At 66.9% G+C, this 13,673-nt stretch carries 15 protein-coding genes; 10 read left to right on the forward strand and 5 right to left on the reverse strand.

The annotated features are described in order from the left end of the window. Positions 1-26 precede the first annotated feature (26 nt). The 7 genes from V5F74_RS03570 to V5F74_RS03600 all read left to right on the forward strand — a co-directional run bounded on the left by V5F74_RS03570 (position 27) and on the right by V5F74_RS03600 (position 6,002). Entirely contained in the window at positions 27-434 is a 408-nt protein-coding gene (locus tag V5F74_RS03570; RefSeq protein ID WP_024279746.1) for a DUF2852 domain-containing protein, read from the forward strand. A gap of 117 nt (positions 435-551) precedes the next feature. Next, the gene (ybgC, locus tag V5F74_RS03575) at positions 552-1,061 is read left to right on the forward strand and encodes a tol-pal system-associated acyl-CoA thioesterase (protein ID WP_029557870.1); all 510 of its coding nucleotides are present in this window, start codon (positions 552-554) and stop codon (positions 1,059-1,061) included. A 298-nt stretch (positions 1,062-1,359) separates the two neighbouring features. Beyond that, positions 1,360-2,166: a protein TolQ gene (tolQ, locus tag V5F74_RS03580; protein ID WP_394006302.1), complete on the forward strand. Its 807-nt coding sequence runs from the start codon at positions 1,360-1,362 to the stop codon at positions 2,164-2,166. A gap of 3 nt (positions 2,167-2,169) precedes the next feature. Beyond that, positions 2,170-2,628, forward strand: a complete 459-nt coding sequence (gene tolR, locus V5F74_RS03585; RefSeq protein WP_029557868.1) for a protein TolR — start codon at positions 2,170-2,172, stop codon at positions 2,626-2,628. Between the two features lie 12 nt (positions 2,629-2,640). Beyond that, positions 2,641-3,588, forward strand: coding sequence for a cell envelope biogenesis protein TolA (locus V5F74_RS03590; RefSeq protein ID WP_394006304.1), 948 nt, complete (start codon positions 2,641-2,643; stop codon positions 3,586-3,588). Positions 3,589-3,769: 181 nt separating this feature from the next. After that, complete coding sequence (gene tolB, locus V5F74_RS03595) at positions 3,770-5,062, forward strand: Tol-Pal system beta propeller repeat protein TolB (RefSeq protein WP_029557867.1); 1,293 nt, start codon at positions 3,770-3,772, stop codon at positions 5,060-5,062. A 151-nt stretch (positions 5,063-5,213) separates the two neighbouring features. Continuing rightward, entirely contained in the window at positions 5,214-6,002 is a 789-nt protein-coding gene (locus V5F74_RS03600) for an inositol monophosphatase family protein (RefSeq protein ID WP_024279752.1), read from the forward strand. Positions 6,003-6,096: 94 nt separating this feature from the next. Here the strand turns inward: V5F74_RS03600 and V5F74_RS03605 are convergent, their stop codons facing one another. Further along, entirely contained in the window at positions 6,097-6,417 is a 321-nt protein-coding gene (locus tag V5F74_RS03605; RefSeq protein WP_081837660.1) for a YciI family protein, read from the reverse strand. Positions 6,418-6,534: 117 nt separating this feature from the next. Between V5F74_RS03605 and V5F74_RS03610 the strand changes: the two genes are divergently transcribed. Then, positions 6,535-7,143: a TetR/AcrR family transcriptional regulator gene (locus V5F74_RS03610; protein ID WP_029557866.1), complete on the forward strand. Its 609-nt coding sequence runs from the start codon at positions 6,535-6,537 to the stop codon at positions 7,141-7,143. A gap of 66 nt (positions 7,144-7,209) precedes the next feature. Here the strand turns inward: V5F74_RS03610 and mutL are convergent, their stop codons facing one another. Next, a complete protein-coding gene (gene mutL / locus V5F74_RS03615; RefSeq protein WP_394006306.1) occupies positions 7,210-9,057 on the reverse strand; it encodes a DNA mismatch repair endonuclease MutL in 1,848 nt (615 codons plus the stop codon). 198 nt (positions 9,058-9,255) lie between these two features. On the opposite strand from mutL, the gene map reads away from it, so the two are divergent. Both map and radC read left to right on the forward strand, forming a co-directional pair. After that, complete coding sequence (map, locus tag V5F74_RS03620) at positions 9,256-10,083, forward strand: type I methionyl aminopeptidase (protein ID WP_024279754.1); 828 nt, start codon at positions 9,256-9,258, stop codon at positions 10,081-10,083. Positions 10,084-10,092: 9 nt separating this feature from the next. Further along, positions 10,093-10,797: a RadC family protein gene (gene radC, locus V5F74_RS03625; RefSeq protein WP_024279755.1), complete on the forward strand. Its 705-nt coding sequence runs from the start codon at positions 10,093-10,095 to the stop codon at positions 10,795-10,797. A gap of 22 nt (positions 10,798-10,819) precedes the next feature. On the opposite strand, the gene V5F74_RS03630 is transcribed toward radC, so the two are convergent. From V5F74_RS03630 to V5F74_RS03640, 3 genes are all read right to left on the reverse strand, one after another. Continuing rightward, positions 10,820-11,356: an adenine phosphoribosyltransferase gene (locus V5F74_RS03630; RefSeq protein ID WP_024279756.1), complete on the reverse strand. Its 537-nt coding sequence runs from the start codon at positions 11,354-11,356 to the stop codon at positions 10,820-10,822. Positions 11,357-11,526: 170 nt separating this feature from the next. After that, positions 11,527-12,372, reverse strand: coding sequence for a cytochrome c1 (locus tag V5F74_RS03635; protein WP_029557864.1), 846 nt, complete (start codon positions 12,370-12,372; stop codon positions 11,527-11,529). Between the two features lie 20 nt (positions 12,373-12,392). Next, positions 12,393-13,667, reverse strand: a complete 1,275-nt coding sequence (locus V5F74_RS03640) for a cytochrome b (RefSeq protein WP_029557863.1) — start codon at positions 13,665-13,667, stop codon at positions 12,393-12,395. Positions 13,668-13,673 lie beyond the last annotated feature (6 nt).

Raw genomic sequence — 13,673 nt, forward strand, 5'->3', positions numbered from 1 at the left:
ATTTACATTAACCGGGAACGACAGCCATGGAGCTCGCTTACAAGCTCGACAGCTACGGTAAACCGGCGTGGATCGCGCTCACGGTACTGGGCTTCATGGCCTGGTGGCCGCTGGGCCTCGCCATCCTCGCCTTCGCCATCGGCAGCGGACGGTTCGGATGCGGCAAGCGCAGCTTCGCCCGCTGGCAGGAACAGGGAGGAGAGACGATGAAGGGCTTCGGATGCTGGACTCGTTCGGCTCCCTCCAGCGGCAATCGCGCCTTCGACGAATATCGCCAGGACACCCTGCGCCGCCTCGAGGAGGAGCAGAAGGAGTTCCGCGATTTCCTTGATCGCCTGCGTCAGGCCAAGGACAAGGCCGAGTTCGACCAGTTCATGGCCGAGCGCCGCCGCCGCGCCGACGAGCCGCAGCCGGACGCCTCCGGCAACGGCTGACCGGCAGGACTGTCGGTCAAGAACGTCGGTACGGTCGCCAACGCCCCCCAGGTTCCGTACCGGCCGAACCGCGCCCTTTGTTCACAAGGGGCGCGGTCTCGTTTATGGGAAGGCGCCATGATCGAGCGTCCGACTCCCTCCCCGTCCGACAAGAACCTCCACCTCGCCGGCCGCCTCATTCCCGGCGGCCATGCGCTGGACGTGCGCGTCTATTACGAGGACACGGATTTCTCCGGCATCGTCTATCACGCCAACTATCTGCGCTTCATGGAGCGCGGCCGTTCCGACTACATGCGGCTTCTGGGCGTAGTGCAGGGCGAGCTCTTCGCGCAGGCCGCGGAGGAAGCGCCCGGCTTCCATTTCGTCGTCCGCGCCATGCAGATCGACTTCCTGAAGCCCGCGCGCATCGACGACGTGCTCCAGATCGTCACCCTGTCCAAGGATGTGGCCGGTGCCTCCATCACCCTGCTTCAGCAGGTGAAACGCGGCGACGAGTTGCTGGTCTCCGCCACCGTGCGGGTGGCCTTCGTCTCCGAGGGCCGCGCCAAGCGCATCCCTGATTCCCTGCGGCAGGCGACCCTCGCGGATGCCCGCGAGGCGGAGGCGCTCGGCGAAATCCGTCGCTGACGCTTGGGAAGGCGCGACTTTCGTTACCGCCACGGCGCTGCGCTAACGCAGCATTAAGCGTGTTCATGCACAGCTTCATCCGGCTGCGGCGCTTTCGCACCGCAGCGCAGACCGGCACGCCCGTCAAAGTTTGGACAGTTTCGCCCGGTCAAAGGGCCGCCAAACTATGAATGCGACGTCCGGCGCTCGAAACCCGCGCGGCCTCAAGCCGGGGCGGGAGCCGGATGCTCCGGGCGGGCACGCCCCCTCCCGAGCGCAGAAGCGGTCCCTCCTCAAGGAGCGCACCGCGGAGCCGAGGATGATTGATGTGACGAGCCGCACCGGCACCGTTTCCCGCCTGACGCCGGCGATCGCCACGGCGGCGGGCCTCCTCCTTCTTGGCACCCTGCCCGCGCTCGCCCAGGATCCGATCGGCAGCACCGTGGCGCCGCCCGCCGCGGACTTTTCCTTCCTCGGCCTGTTCCTGCAGGCCCACATCGTCGTCAAGCTGGTGATGATCGGCCTGATCGTGTCCTCGATCTGGGTCTGGGCCATCATCATCAACAAATGGATGCTGTTCTCCCGCAACAAGCGCGAGATGGACCGCTTCGAGCAGGTGTTCTGGTCCGGCCAGAGCCTCGAAGACCTCTACCGCACCCTCGCGGGCCGCTCCAACCACGGCATGGCCGCCATCTTCGTTGCCGCCATGCGCGAGTGGAAGCGCACCTATGAGGGGGGCGCGCGCTCCCTCGCCGGCCTCAACCAGCGGATCGACAAGGTGATGAACGTCACCATCGCCCGCGAGGTGGAGCGGCTGGAGACGGGGCTGCTGGTGCTGGCGACCGTGGGCTCGGCCGGCCCGTTCGTCGGCCTGTTCGGCACGGTCTGGGGCATCATGACCTCGTTCCAGTCCATCGCCGCATCCAAGAACACATCGCTCGCCGTGGTGGCGCCGGGCATTGCGGAGGCGCTGTTCGCGACCGCGATGGGCCTCATTGCCGCCATCCCCGCGACGATTTTCTACAACAAGTTCATTTCCCAGACCGGGCGTCAGGCCCAGCGGCTGGAGGGTTTCGCGGACGAGTTCTCCGCCATCCTCTCGCGCCAGATCGACGAGCGGGGCTGAACCATGGGCATGTCGGGCGGAGGGGCGGCAGGATGGCAGAGCCGGCGCTCGCGCCGGCGCGCTGCCCCGGTCATGGCCGAAATCAACGTGACGCCCATGGTGGACGTCATGCTGGTGCTGCTCATCATCTTCATGGTGGCGGCGCCGCTGCTGACGGTGGGCGTGCCCATCGACCTGCCGCAGACGCAGGCAAGCGCGGTGAACCAGGACAACAAGGAGCCGATCACCCTCTCGGTGCGGCCCAACGGCCAGATCTATCTCGGCGACAGCGAGATCAAGTACGAGGATCTGGTCTCGAAGTTGCAAGCGGTGACGCAGGCGCGCGGCGGCTTCGAGGAGCGCATCTTCGTCCGCGGCGACAAGAACGCCAATTACGGGCAGATCATGCGGGTCATGGGCCGCCTCTCGGGGGCGGGCTTCAAGAAGGTGGCGCTGGTCACCGAGGTCGAGCAGGGAGGCTGAGCCATCAATCCCATGCGCAGCAGCCTCGCGGCATCGACGGCGCTCCATGTGGGCGTTCTCGTCCTGACCCTGGTGAGTTTCTCCGGGGCGAAGCCGCTTGACCCAACGTTGCAGGACATCCCCGTCGACGTCATCACCTCCTCCGAGTACACCAAGCTCACTCGGGGCGCGCTGACGGGCAAGAAGACCGAGAAGCCGAAGCAGGTGGCCGAGAAGGTCGCCGACCCCACCCCCATCGAGGATCCCAAGCTCAAGGCCAGCGAGAAGCCGCCGGTGGAGGCGACCACCCCTCCCCCGCCGCCGCCTCCCCCGCCGCCGCAGAAGGCCGAGCAGCCGACCCAGCAGAAGGCCGAGCCTGCGCCGCCGCCCAAGGAAACGGCGGAAGTCGCGCTGAAGAACGAGCCGAAGAAGCAGGAGCAGCCGCAGGAACAGGCCAAGGCCGAGGCCGCCCCGCCCCTGCCGCCGCGCAAGCCGGCGCCGCCGCGTGAGCAGCCCAAGCCCATCGAGGCCAATGCGCCCTCGCGCGAGTTCAACACCGACCAAATCAAGGAACTGATCGACAAGCGCACGCCGACCCGGCAGGTGGCGAGCGCGGGGGAGATTTCGAACACCTCCTCCATCGGCGCGCCGAGCGGTCAGGCGGCGACCCTCAGCGTGAACGAGATCGACGCCTTCAAGCGCCGCCTGAAGACATGCTGGGGCACCATGCCGGGCAACCTCACCGCGCCGCCGCCCGTCGACGTGGACATCTTCTTCAACAAGGACGGCACCCTTTCGGCGCAGCCGCGGATCGTTCCCGGACAGGCGAACGCCGGCAACCCGGCCTTCCAGTCGGTGGCGAGCATCGGCATCCGGGCGATCATCCAGTGCCAGCCCTACACGATGTTCCAACCCGAGAAATACGCCTCTTCGTGGAAGACGCTCGGCATCACCCTCAGCGACAAGCTCTTCACCCAATAGCAGGCCGGCGCCCCCGGCGGCACGCGCCGCCGGCCCCTCGGGCGCGGCGTGACCCGAAAGAACGAGGACGAAAATGACGCGGTCCGGACGCCCGGAAGCCTTCCAGCGCCCACACGATGATGGTCACGCCGGCTCCCCGGCGGGCAGGCCCGCGCAGGGCCTTGGCCGTCGCGCCTTCCTGATGACGGGCATGGCCGCCGGCGCCGCGGGGATCCTCCATGGCGGCCTCGGCGCGGCCCAAGCCCAGGCCGCGCGCATCGAGATCACCCCCGGCGCCTTCAAGCCGATCCCCATCGCCATCACCGACCTCCTGGGCGAGCCGGAACTCGGGCGCAACATCTCCGGGGTCATCACCTCGGACCTGCGCCGCTGCGGCCTGTTCGCGCCCATCGATCCGAAGGCGTTCGTCGAGCAGATCACAAATCCCGACACCCCGCGCTTCCAGGACTGGCGCGTCATCAACGCCCAGGCGCTGCTCACCGGCCGTGTGACGCGGCAGGCGGACGGGCGGGTGCAGGTGGTGTTCCGCCTGTGGGACGTGTTCGCCGGCCAGCAGCTGGCCGCCCAGCAGTTCGTGGCGCAGCCGGAGAACTGGCGGCGCATCGCCCATATCGTCGCCGATGCCATCTATGAGAAGATGACCGGCGAGAAGGGCTATTTCGACACCCGCATCGTCTTCGTGGACGAGAGCGGGCCGAAGGAGCGCCGCATCAAGCGCCTCGCCATCATGGACCAGGACGGCGCCAACGTGAGCTATCTCACCCGCGGCGACAGCCTGGTGCTGACCCCGCGCTTCTCGCCCACCAGCCAGGAAATCACCTACATGTCCTACGGGCAGGGTGATCCCAAGGTGTTCCTGCTCAACATCGAGACCGGCCAGCGGGAGATCGTCGGCAATTTCCCCGGCATGAGCTTCGCGCCCCGCTTCGCGCCGGACGGCCAGAAGGTCATCATGAGCCTCCAGCAGGGCGGCAACTCGAACATCTTCGTCATGGACCTGCGCTCGCGCGCCACCACCCGCCTCACCGACACGGCGGCCATTGATACCGCCCCCTGCTATTCGCCCGACGGGCGGCAGATCTGCTTCGAGAGCGACCGTGGCGGTACCTCGCAGATCTATGTGATGAATGCGGACGGCTCCGGCGCCAAGCGCATCTCCTTCGGCAATGCCCGCTACTCGACGCCGGTGTGGTCGCCCAAGGGCGACTGGATCGCCTACACCCGGCAGGCCGAAGGCCGCTTCGCCATCGGCGTCATGCGCACCGATGGCTCGGGAGAGCGTGTGCTGACAGAGGGTTATCACAACGAGGGGCCGACTTTCTGCCCCAACGGCCGCGTGCTCATGTTCTTCCGCGATCCGGGCGGCGCCTCCGGCCCCTCCCTCTATACCGTGGACGTGACGGGCTACAACGAGCAGCGCCTGCCGACCCCGAGCTACGGCTCGGACCCGGCCTGGTCTCCGCTGCGGTCCTGAGCTTAGCTGGCTACCTCCCATTTCTGTTGGGGCGCGGCTGAACGCGCCTTGACGGGGGCAGCCAAGGCAGGCAAACGCAGGTTCAATCGCTTTCCCTGCCCGCTGCCCCGGCGCCGGGCGCGCCGGCTTTCGGCCACACGTCAGGTACTTCATGATCCGCTCGCCCCTCATCACCGTCATGGTCCAGGCTGTCCGCAAGGCTGGGCGCACGCTCGCCCGCGATTTCGGCGAGGTGGAGCAGCTTCAGGTCTCCATGAAAGGCCCCGGAGACTTCGTCTCTGCCGCCGACCGCAAGGCCGAGGACACCCTCTTCGCCGAGCTGTCCCGCGCCCGGCCGAACTACGGCTTCCTCATGGAGGAGCGCGGCGCGGTGGAAGGCACCGACCCCGCCAACACGTGGGTGGTGGACCCCCTCGACGGCACCACCAACTTCCTGCACGGCATCCCGATCTTCTCCATCTCGCTGGCGCTGGTGCGCAACGGCGTGCCGGTGGCGGGCGTCGTCTACAATCCGGTGAGCGACGAGCTCTATGTGGCCGAGAGCGGCCAGGGCGCCTATCTCAACGAGCGGCGCATCCGTGTCGCCGCACGGCGCAAGCTCGCCGAATGCGTCGTGTGCTGCGGCGTGCCCCACATGGGCCGCGGCGACCATGCCCAGTTCAACCGCGAGCTTGAACTCGTCCAGCCGCAGGTCTCGGGCATCCGCCGCACCGGCTCCGCCGCCATCGACCTCGCCTGGACCGCCGCCGGACGCTTCGACGCCTTCTGGGAGCGCAACCTCTCGCCCTGGGACATGGCGGCCGGCATCGTCCTCGTGCGCGAGGCGGGCGGCTATGTCTCCGACATGGACGATGGCGAGAAGATGCTGGAGCGCGGCCACATCATGGCCGGCAACGAACTGATCCGCCGCGACCTGCAGAAGCTGCTGAAGAAGGCCTGAGGCGGGCGGGCTGGAAATGATCGCTCCCAAAAAAGAGCTGGCCGCCCACGGGTGCCAGCTCATTGAGGGACCGCCTCACACGGCCTGCCTTTGACTATGCTTGGCTCGCAGAGCCGGTAGCCGCGCTGAACCAATGTTCAGCCCAGCCTTGGCGCTTGACGGGCTGGAATTCCGTGAATGTGAAGGTCGCAAGTTTGGCGACATGAAACGGCTCGCTGTCGAAGAATGCTTCCAGATCAGCCTTTGATTTTGCGCGCGCGAGCAGAAACCCACCTGTCGGTGGTTCTTTAGGCCCAGAACACAAAAACAGTCCGAGTTCGTAGCCTTTCTGAAGGAAGGCACGATGATGCGGTATTGTTTCTCTTATGTCCTCAAAGGGCACGAGATACTTCGCCTCGACAACGAAGTGCTTCATTTGCAACACTCCCCTTGATAGCGACCGAGCAGGTCTGCGACTTGAGCCGATCGCGCCGACCGTTTAATTTTGATACGAACCGGTCGGTCACATTGTCAAGTGTCAAGGAGGCATGCGATGCCCCGTTCTGGTAAACTTGAGGTTCCCGAGCGCAAGGCGCCGCGGGCGCGAGACAAGATTTTCGCGGTCGCGGCGGATCTGTTCTATCGGGAAGGAATCCGCGCTGTCGGCGTTGAAACCATCGTCAAGAAGGCGGGTGTCACCAAGATCAGTCTCTATCGGAGTTTTCCGTCGAAGGACGATCTCGTCGTCGCCTATCTCGAAGACCGAAGCCGGAGCTTCCTTGAGAACTGGGACGAGATGTTTGCCGCCTACCAAGATGACCCGCACGCTCAGCTCCGAGCCATCATGACCTATCTCTCCGACCGAACGACCTCGGAGGGGTACCGCGGCTGTCCCTTCATAAACTTCTGCGCCGAGTTTCCCGATCCTCAACATCCAGGGCGAAGGGTCGCGACAGCAACCAAGGCCGCGCTTCGAGAGCGCTTCCTGAGCATTGCCCAGGCGCTGGAAGTCCCAAGCCCGCAACAGCTCGCCGATGGCCTCCTGCTCTTGGTCGAAGGCGCTTATGCGATGAGCCAGACCTTCGGCGGCAAAAACGGTCCGGGCCAAGCTCTGGCCTTCGCTGCCGACGCGCTCGTCGCGTCTCAACTGCAGCGGGCATGACGCGCACCTCTGATATAAAAGCGCTGTTGCGGACATGTGGACAATCCGCACCACACGAGGGACGTACTACCGCCGCGCGAACAGCTTCTCCACGTCCTTCAATGAGAGCGTGACGAAGGTTGGCCGGCCGTGGTTGCACTCGCCGGCGTTGGGCGTCTGCTCCATCTCCCGCAGCAGGGCGTTCATCTCCTCCACCCTGAGCCGTCGCCCCGCCCGCACAGAGCCGTGGCAGGCCATGGTGGCGGCGACGTGCAGCAGGCGCCGTTCCAGCGGCAGCGCATCGTCCCATTCGGCGGCGTGCTCGGCGAGGTCCGTGACGAGGCGGGTCACGTCCGCGTCCTTCAGCAGAGCCGGCACCTCGCGCACCAGCACCGCGCCGGGTCCGAAGGGTTCCAGAACAAGCCCCAGAGCGGCGAGGTCGGACGCCCGCTCGGTGAGCCGATCCGCATCTGCGGGATCGAGATCCACCACGGCCGGGATCAGCAGCCCCTGCCGCGCCACGCCGTCCCGCTCCATGGCCGCCTTGAGCTTCTCGTAGACCAGCCGCTCATGGGCCGCGTGCTGGTCGATGAGGACCAGCCCCTCGCGGGTCTGGGCGACGATATAGGTCTCGTGCAGCTGCGCGCGGGCCGCCCCCAGAGGCCGGTCGAGATCGACGGCAGAGACGGGCGCGGCGTCTGCGCGGGCATCGGCCGAAGGCTCGGCGATCTCGAGACGCACCTGCTCCTCGCCCGACCGGAAGGGCTCGGGGCGCGTAGGCGACTGCCGCCAGTCGTAATCGAGCCGTGGCGCCGGGCGGAAGCGGGCGAAGGCGCCGCCGCGCTCCGGCTCCCCAAGGCCCGAAGAGGTGCGGGACGGAAGGCTGGGCGTCTGCGCCAGCGCCACGAGGCGATCCGCCATGCTGGCGGCGGTGGACGGGATGCGGGCGGCCAAGGCATCGGAAAGCGTGCGGACGATGAGCGCCCGCACATTGCCCCCGTCGCGGAAGCGCACCTCGGTCTTGGCGGGATGGACGTTCACGTCCACGTCGCGGGGATCGAGGGTGAAGAACAGCGCCAGCACGGGATAGCGATCGGACGGCAGAAGGTCCGCATAGGCCGCGCGCACCGCCCCCATCAGCAGCTTGTCGCGCACGGGACGGCCGTTCACGAACAGGTACTGGCTCAGCGAATTGGCCTTGGAAAAGGTCGGCAGGCCGGCAAGGCCATCGAGCCGAACGCCTTCCCGGATGCCGGAGACGGCGATGACGTTACGCCCCGCATCGGCGCCCAGCACGTCCGCGAGCCGCTGCGCCCGGCCGGCCTCATCATCCGCTCGCGCGGGAAACGTGACCGGCGCGCGCTCGTCGGTGGCGAGGGTGAAGGCCACGTCCGGGCGGGCCAGCGCCAGACGGCGCACCACGTCCGCCGCGGCTGTCCCCTCCGCGCGGTCGGACTTCAGGAACTTGAGGCGCGCGGGCGTCGCGTAGAAGAGATCGCGCACCTCCACCCGCGTTCCGCGCCCGAGCGCCGCCGGCCGGGGCGGCGTCACCACGCCGCCATCCACACGCACCTCGAAGGCATGGGCGGCCTCCGGCGGACGGCTGGCGATGGCAAGGTGCGCCACCGCCCCGATGGAGGGCAGTGCCTCGCCGCGAAAGCCGAGGGTGGCGATGGCGAGCAGGTCCTCCCCGGACAGCTTGGACGTGGCGTGGCGCTCCACGCACAAGGCAAGATCGTCCGGCCCCATGCCCGAGCCGTCGTCGCTCACGCGCACGAGGCGCCGGCCGCCGCCCTGAATCACCACCTCGATGGAGCGCGCGCCGGCGTCCAGCGCGTTCTCCACCAGCTCCTTCACCACGGCAGCCGGCCGCTCCACCACCTCGCCGGCGGCGATGCGGTCGATGAGCACGGGCGGTAGGCGGCGGATGGACATGGCACTCATCGCGATTCGGATGGGGCGATCTTATCGGCTCCCGCCAGCCGCACGAAATCGCCGCAAACCCGCCCAAGGCCGCGCTTCTGCGAGGCCGGGACGACGACCAAGCTTGCTTTGACGCCGGCAAGGACTAATTGTGTAGATTGAATTCCGAGATTGAGGACGGCTCCGCGCGCCGTCCGTGAAGGCAGCGTCATGAACTATGTTGAGGCGGCAAACGCGCCGCTGCGCAAGACCGGCCATATCAAGCTCTACGGGCCGGAAGGCTTCGAGGGCATGCGGCGCGCCGGCGCGCTGACCGCCAAGGCGCTCGACGCCGTGGCGGAAATGATCGGGCCGGGGGTGACCACCACCGCCATCGACCAGCTCATCTTCGACTTCGCCATGGACCATGGCGCCTACCCCGCCACGCTGATGTACCGCGGCTACCGCTACTCGGTCTGCACTTCGGTGAACCACGTGGTGTGCCACGGCATGCCAAACGCGCGCCCTCTGCGCGACGGCGACATTGTGAACGTGGATGTCACCCTGGTGCTCGACGGCTGGTACGGCGATTCGAGCCGCATGTTTCCGGTGGGCGCCATTCCGCGCCGGGCGGAGCGGCTGCTGGACGTGACCTATGAGTCGATGATGCGGGGCATCCGCGCCATTCGTCCGGGCGCACATGTGGGCGACATCGGCGCCGCCATCCAGGAGTTCGTGGAGCCGCAGCACATGAGCGTGGTGCGCGACTTCTGCGGCCACGGCGTCGGGCAGGTGTTCCACGACGAACCCAACATCGTGCATGTGGGCCGGCGTGGCGAGGGGCCGAAGCTGGTGCCGGGCATGATCTTCACCGTCGAGCCGATGATCAACCTCGGACGCCCGCACGTGAAGGTGCTCTCCGACGGCTGGACCGCGGTGACGCGGGACCGCTCGCTCTCCGCGCAGTTCGAGCATGCCGTTGGCGTGACGGAGACCGGCGTCGAGATCTTCACCCTGAGCCCCAAGGGCTATCACAAGCCGCCTTACATCACCGCCTGAGGGAGCCGGATGGCCGAAGCGCCGGAAGACGGCCTGAACGAGGCGCCCCACTTTCACGGGCATCGCGACCGGCTTCGCGCGCGCTTCCGCTCGGCCGGGTCGCAGGCGCTGGCCGACTACGAGCTGCTGGAGCTGGTGCTGTTCCGTGCCGTGCCGCGGCGGGATGTGAAGCCGCTTGCCAAGGCGCTGGTTGACCGCTTCGGCTCCTTCGCCGAGGTGGTGGCCGCGCCAGTGCAGTTGCTGGCCGAGGTGCCCGGCGTGAAGGACGCCATCATCACCGAGCTGAAGGTGGTGGAGGCGGCCGCCCAGCGCCTCGCCAAGGGGCAGGTGAAGCGGCGGCCGGCGCTGTCGTCCTGGAGCGCGGTGATCGACTATTGCCGCACCGCCATGGCCTATGCCGACCGCGAGCAGGTGCGGGTGCTGTTTCTCGACAAGCGCAACCAGCTGATCGCCGACGAGGTGCTGCAGACGGGTACCGTGGACCACGCGCCGGTCTATCCCCGCGAGGTGGTGAAACGGGCGCTGGAGGTGTCCGCCTCCGCGCTCATCCTCTGCCACAACCACCCCTCGGGCGATCCCACCCCCTCGCGCGCCGACATCGACATGACCCGCCGCATCATCGATGTGGCGAAGCCGCTGGGCATCGAGGTCCACGACCACATCATTGTCGGCAAGGACGGGCACGCGAGCCTGAAGGGCCTTCGGCTGATCTGAGGCTTCCGGGTCCTCCCCCGGATCAGTGGCCCTCGAAGGCCACCAGCGTACGGACCGCCACGCCCATCCCCCGCAGCTTCTCGGAGCCCCCGAGGTCCGGCAGGTCGACGATGAAGCAGGCCGCCTCCACCACGGCGCCGCAGGTTTGAAGGAGCTTCACCGCGCCGGTGGCAGTGCCGCCGGTGGCGATCAGGTCATCCACCAGCAGCACCCTTTGGCCGGGGGTGATGGCGTCCACATGCATCTCGATCTCGTCCTCGCCGTATTCGAGGGCGTAGGCCATGCGCACCGTCTGGTGGGGCAGCTTGCCCTTCTTGCGGATGGGCACGAAGCCGGCCGAAAGCTGATGCGCCACCGCGCCGCCGAGGATGAAGCCCCGCGCCTCGATGCCGGCCACCTTGTCGATCTTCGCGCCGGCCCAAGGCTGCACCAGCTCATCCACCGCCCGACGGAAGGCACGGGCGTCGCCGAGCAGGGTGGTGATGTCGCGAAACAGGATGCCGGGCTTGGGGTAATTCTCGATGGTACGGATGGAGGCGGCGAAATCGGCAGGGGTCATGACAGGCTCCGGTTTGGCGGAGAAGCTAAGGCGGCGGCAGCGCGGGGGAAAGCAGCACAGCGGCCAAAAGCGCCGATGCCGCGCAGTCGTGATCGGCGGGGCGCCCACATGAAAAAGGGCCCCTGACGGGGCCCTTGATCGTTCTGCGGACTTACGGTCAGCGCACCTGATCAGTGCGCCACGTTCGACCAGACCTTCTTCTTGGTGAAGTAGAGAAGGCCGCTGAGCACGATCAGGAAGATCATGACCTGAAACCCGATGCGCTTGCGCTGGTCGAGGTGCGGCTCTGCCACCCACATCATGAAGGCCGCCACATCCTGGGAATACTGGTCGACGGTCTGGGGCGAGCCATCCGTGTATTCCACCTGGCCGTCGCTGAGGGGCTTCGGCATGGCGATCTGGTGACCGGGGAAATACTCGTTGTAGTTCAGACCCGGCTGCACATGGACACCGGCGGGGGCATCCTCATAGCCCGTGAGCAGAGCGTGGATGTAGTCCACACCGTGCTCCTGATACTGGATGAAGGCGTCGGTGATGAAGCCGGGGAAGCCGACGTGGTAGGAGCGGGCCTTGGCCAGCACCGAGAAGTCCGGCGGCAGGGCGCCGCCGTTGGCGGCGCGGGCAGCGTTGTCGTTCGGGAACGGCGCCGGCCAGTGATCGGACAGGCGACCCGGACGCTGGAACATGTCGCCGGCGTCGTTGGGGCCGTCGGTGATCTGGTACTCGCCCGCAACCTGCTTGGCCTGCGCTTCAGTGAAGTGCGGGCCGCCCTCCTGGGCGAGGTTGCGGAAGTACAGGTAGTTGGCCGAGTGGCAGGCGGCGCAGACTTCCTTGAACACCTTGAAGCCGCGCTGCAGCTGCGCCGGATCGTACATGCCGAAGGGACCCGCGAAGGACCACGACATGCGATGCGGACGCGGCTGGGCGTGCGCATCCTCGGCACGGGCGCCGGAGGCGCCCGCTGTCAGGAGCAGTGCCGCCGCGACGGCACCGAAGAGAGAGCTACGAATGGTCATTGCTGTTCTCTCCGCGCCGATCACTTGGTCTCGGGACCGGCCGCCCCGGCGACCACCACCGCTCCGCCCTTCGACTTCGCGAGCACGGCATCCGCGATGGAGGCCGGCACGGGCTTGGGGCGCTCGAACAGGCCGAGCAGCGGCAGGATGACGAGGAAGTGGATGAAATAGTAGGCCGTCAGGATGCGCGAGACGATGAGCGCGCCGCCCTCGGCGGGCTGGGAGCCCATGTAGCCGAGGAGGACCGCCACCACCGCGAACACCCAGAAGAACTGGCGGAACAGCGGACGATACTTCGCCGAGCGCACCTTGGAGGTGTCGAGCCAGGGCAGGAAGGCCAGCACCGCGATCGCCGCGAACATGGCGAGCACGCCGCCGAGCTTGTCCGGGATCGAGCGCAGGATCGCGTAGAACGGCAGGAAGTACCATTCGGGCACGATATGCGCCGGCGTGGCGAGCGGGTTGGCCGGGATGTAGTTGTCCGAGTGGCCGAGATAGTTCGGGATGTAGAAGATGAACCAGGAGAAGAAGATCAGGAACACCACCATCGCGAACGTGTCCTTGATCGTCGCGTAGGGGGTGAAGGGCACCGTATCCTTCGCCACGCTCTTGATATCCACGCCGTCCGGGTTGTTCTGGCCCACGTGGTGGAGCGCCCAGATGTGGAGACCGACCACGCCGGCGATCATGAACGGCAGCAGGTAGTGCAGCGAGAAGAAGCGGTTCAGCGTGGGATCACCCACCGAATAGCCGCCCCACAGCCACTGCACGATGGTGTTGCCGACCCACGGAATGGCCGAGAACAGGTTCGTGATGACGGTGGCGCCCCAGAACGACATCTGGCCCCAGGGGAGCACGTAGCCCATGAAGGCGGTGGCCATCATGAGGAGGTAGATGATGACGCCGAGGATCCACAGCACCTCGCGGGGGGCCTTGTAGGACCCGTAGTACATGCCGCGGAAGATGTGGATGTACACCGCGATGAAGAACATCGAGGCGCCGTTGGCGTGGATGTAGCGGATCAGCCAGCCATAGTTCACGTCGCGCATGATGTGCTCGACGCGGGCGAACGAGACCGGGGCATAGGCCACGTAGTGCATGGCCAGCACCACGCCGGAGACGATCTGGCAGACGAGCATGAAGCTCAGGATCGCGCCGAAGGTCCACATGTAATTGAGATTCTTCGGCACCGGATAGGCGATGGCCGAGGAATGGATCAGCCCGACGATCGGCAAGCGGCTCTCGAACCACTGCGCGACCTTCCCCTTGGGCTGGTAGGTGGAATGTCCTTCCATGAGTCC

It is taken from the genome of Xanthobacter aminoxidans (assembly GCF_043193615.1).
GTDB classification, from domain to species: Bacteria; Pseudomonadota; Alphaproteobacteria; order Rhizobiales; family Xanthobacteraceae; genus Xanthobacter; species Xanthobacter aminoxidans.

Bases quoted from the DNA above. Each gene is read 5' to 3' on its own strand.
- V5F74_RS03635 (WP_029557864.1), bottom strand. From the start codon at position 12,372: ATGACCATTCGTAGCTCTCTCTTCGGTGCCGTCGCGGCGGCACTGCTC.
- tolR (WP_029557868.1), top strand. From the start codon at position 2,170: ATGGGCATGTCGGGCGGAGGGGCGGCAGGATGGCAGAGCCGGCGCTCG.
- mutL (WP_394006306.1), bottom strand. From the start codon at position 9,057: ATGTCCATCCGCCGCCTACCGCCCGTGCTCATCGACCGCATCGCCGCC.
- tolB (WP_029557867.1), top strand. From the start codon at position 3,770: ATGACGGGCATGGCCGCCGGCGCCGCGGGGATCCTCCATGGCGGCCTC.
- V5F74_RS03590 (WP_394006304.1), top strand. From the start codon at position 2,641: ATGCGCAGCAGCCTCGCGGCATCGACGGCGCTCCATGTGGGCGTTCTC.
- V5F74_RS03610 (WP_029557866.1), top strand. From the start codon at position 6,535: ATGCCCCGTTCTGGTAAACTTGAGGTTCCCGAGCGCAAGGCGCCGCGG.
- V5F74_RS03640 (WP_029557863.1), bottom strand. From the start codon at position 13,667: ATGGAAGGACATTCCACCTACCAGCCCAAGGGGAAGGTCGCGCAGTGG.
- V5F74_RS03630 (WP_024279756.1), bottom strand. From the start codon at position 11,356: ATGACCCCTGCCGATTTCGCCGCCTCCATCCGTACCATCGAGAATTAC.
- map (WP_024279754.1), top strand. From the start codon at position 9,256: ATGAACTATGTTGAGGCGGCAAACGCGCCGCTGCGCAAGACCGGCCAT.
- radC (WP_024279755.1), top strand. From the start codon at position 10,093: ATGGCCGAAGCGCCGGAAGACGGCCTGAACGAGGCGCCCCACTTTCAC.
- V5F74_RS03605 (WP_081837660.1), bottom strand. From the start codon at position 6,417: ATGAAGCACTTCGTTGTCGAGGCGAAGTATCTCGTGCCCTTTGAGGAC.
- tolQ (WP_394006302.1), top strand. From the start codon at position 1,360: ATGATTGATGTGACGAGCCGCACCGGCACCGTTTCCCGCCTGACGCCG.
- ybgC (WP_029557870.1), top strand. From the start codon at position 552: ATGATCGAGCGTCCGACTCCCTCCCCGTCCGACAAGAACCTCCACCTC.
- V5F74_RS03600 (WP_024279752.1), top strand. From the start codon at position 5,214: ATGATCCGCTCGCCCCTCATCACCGTCATGGTCCAGGCTGTCCGCAAG.
- V5F74_RS03570 (WP_024279746.1), top strand. From the start codon at position 27: ATGGAGCTCGCTTACAAGCTCGACAGCTACGGTAAACCGGCGTGGATC.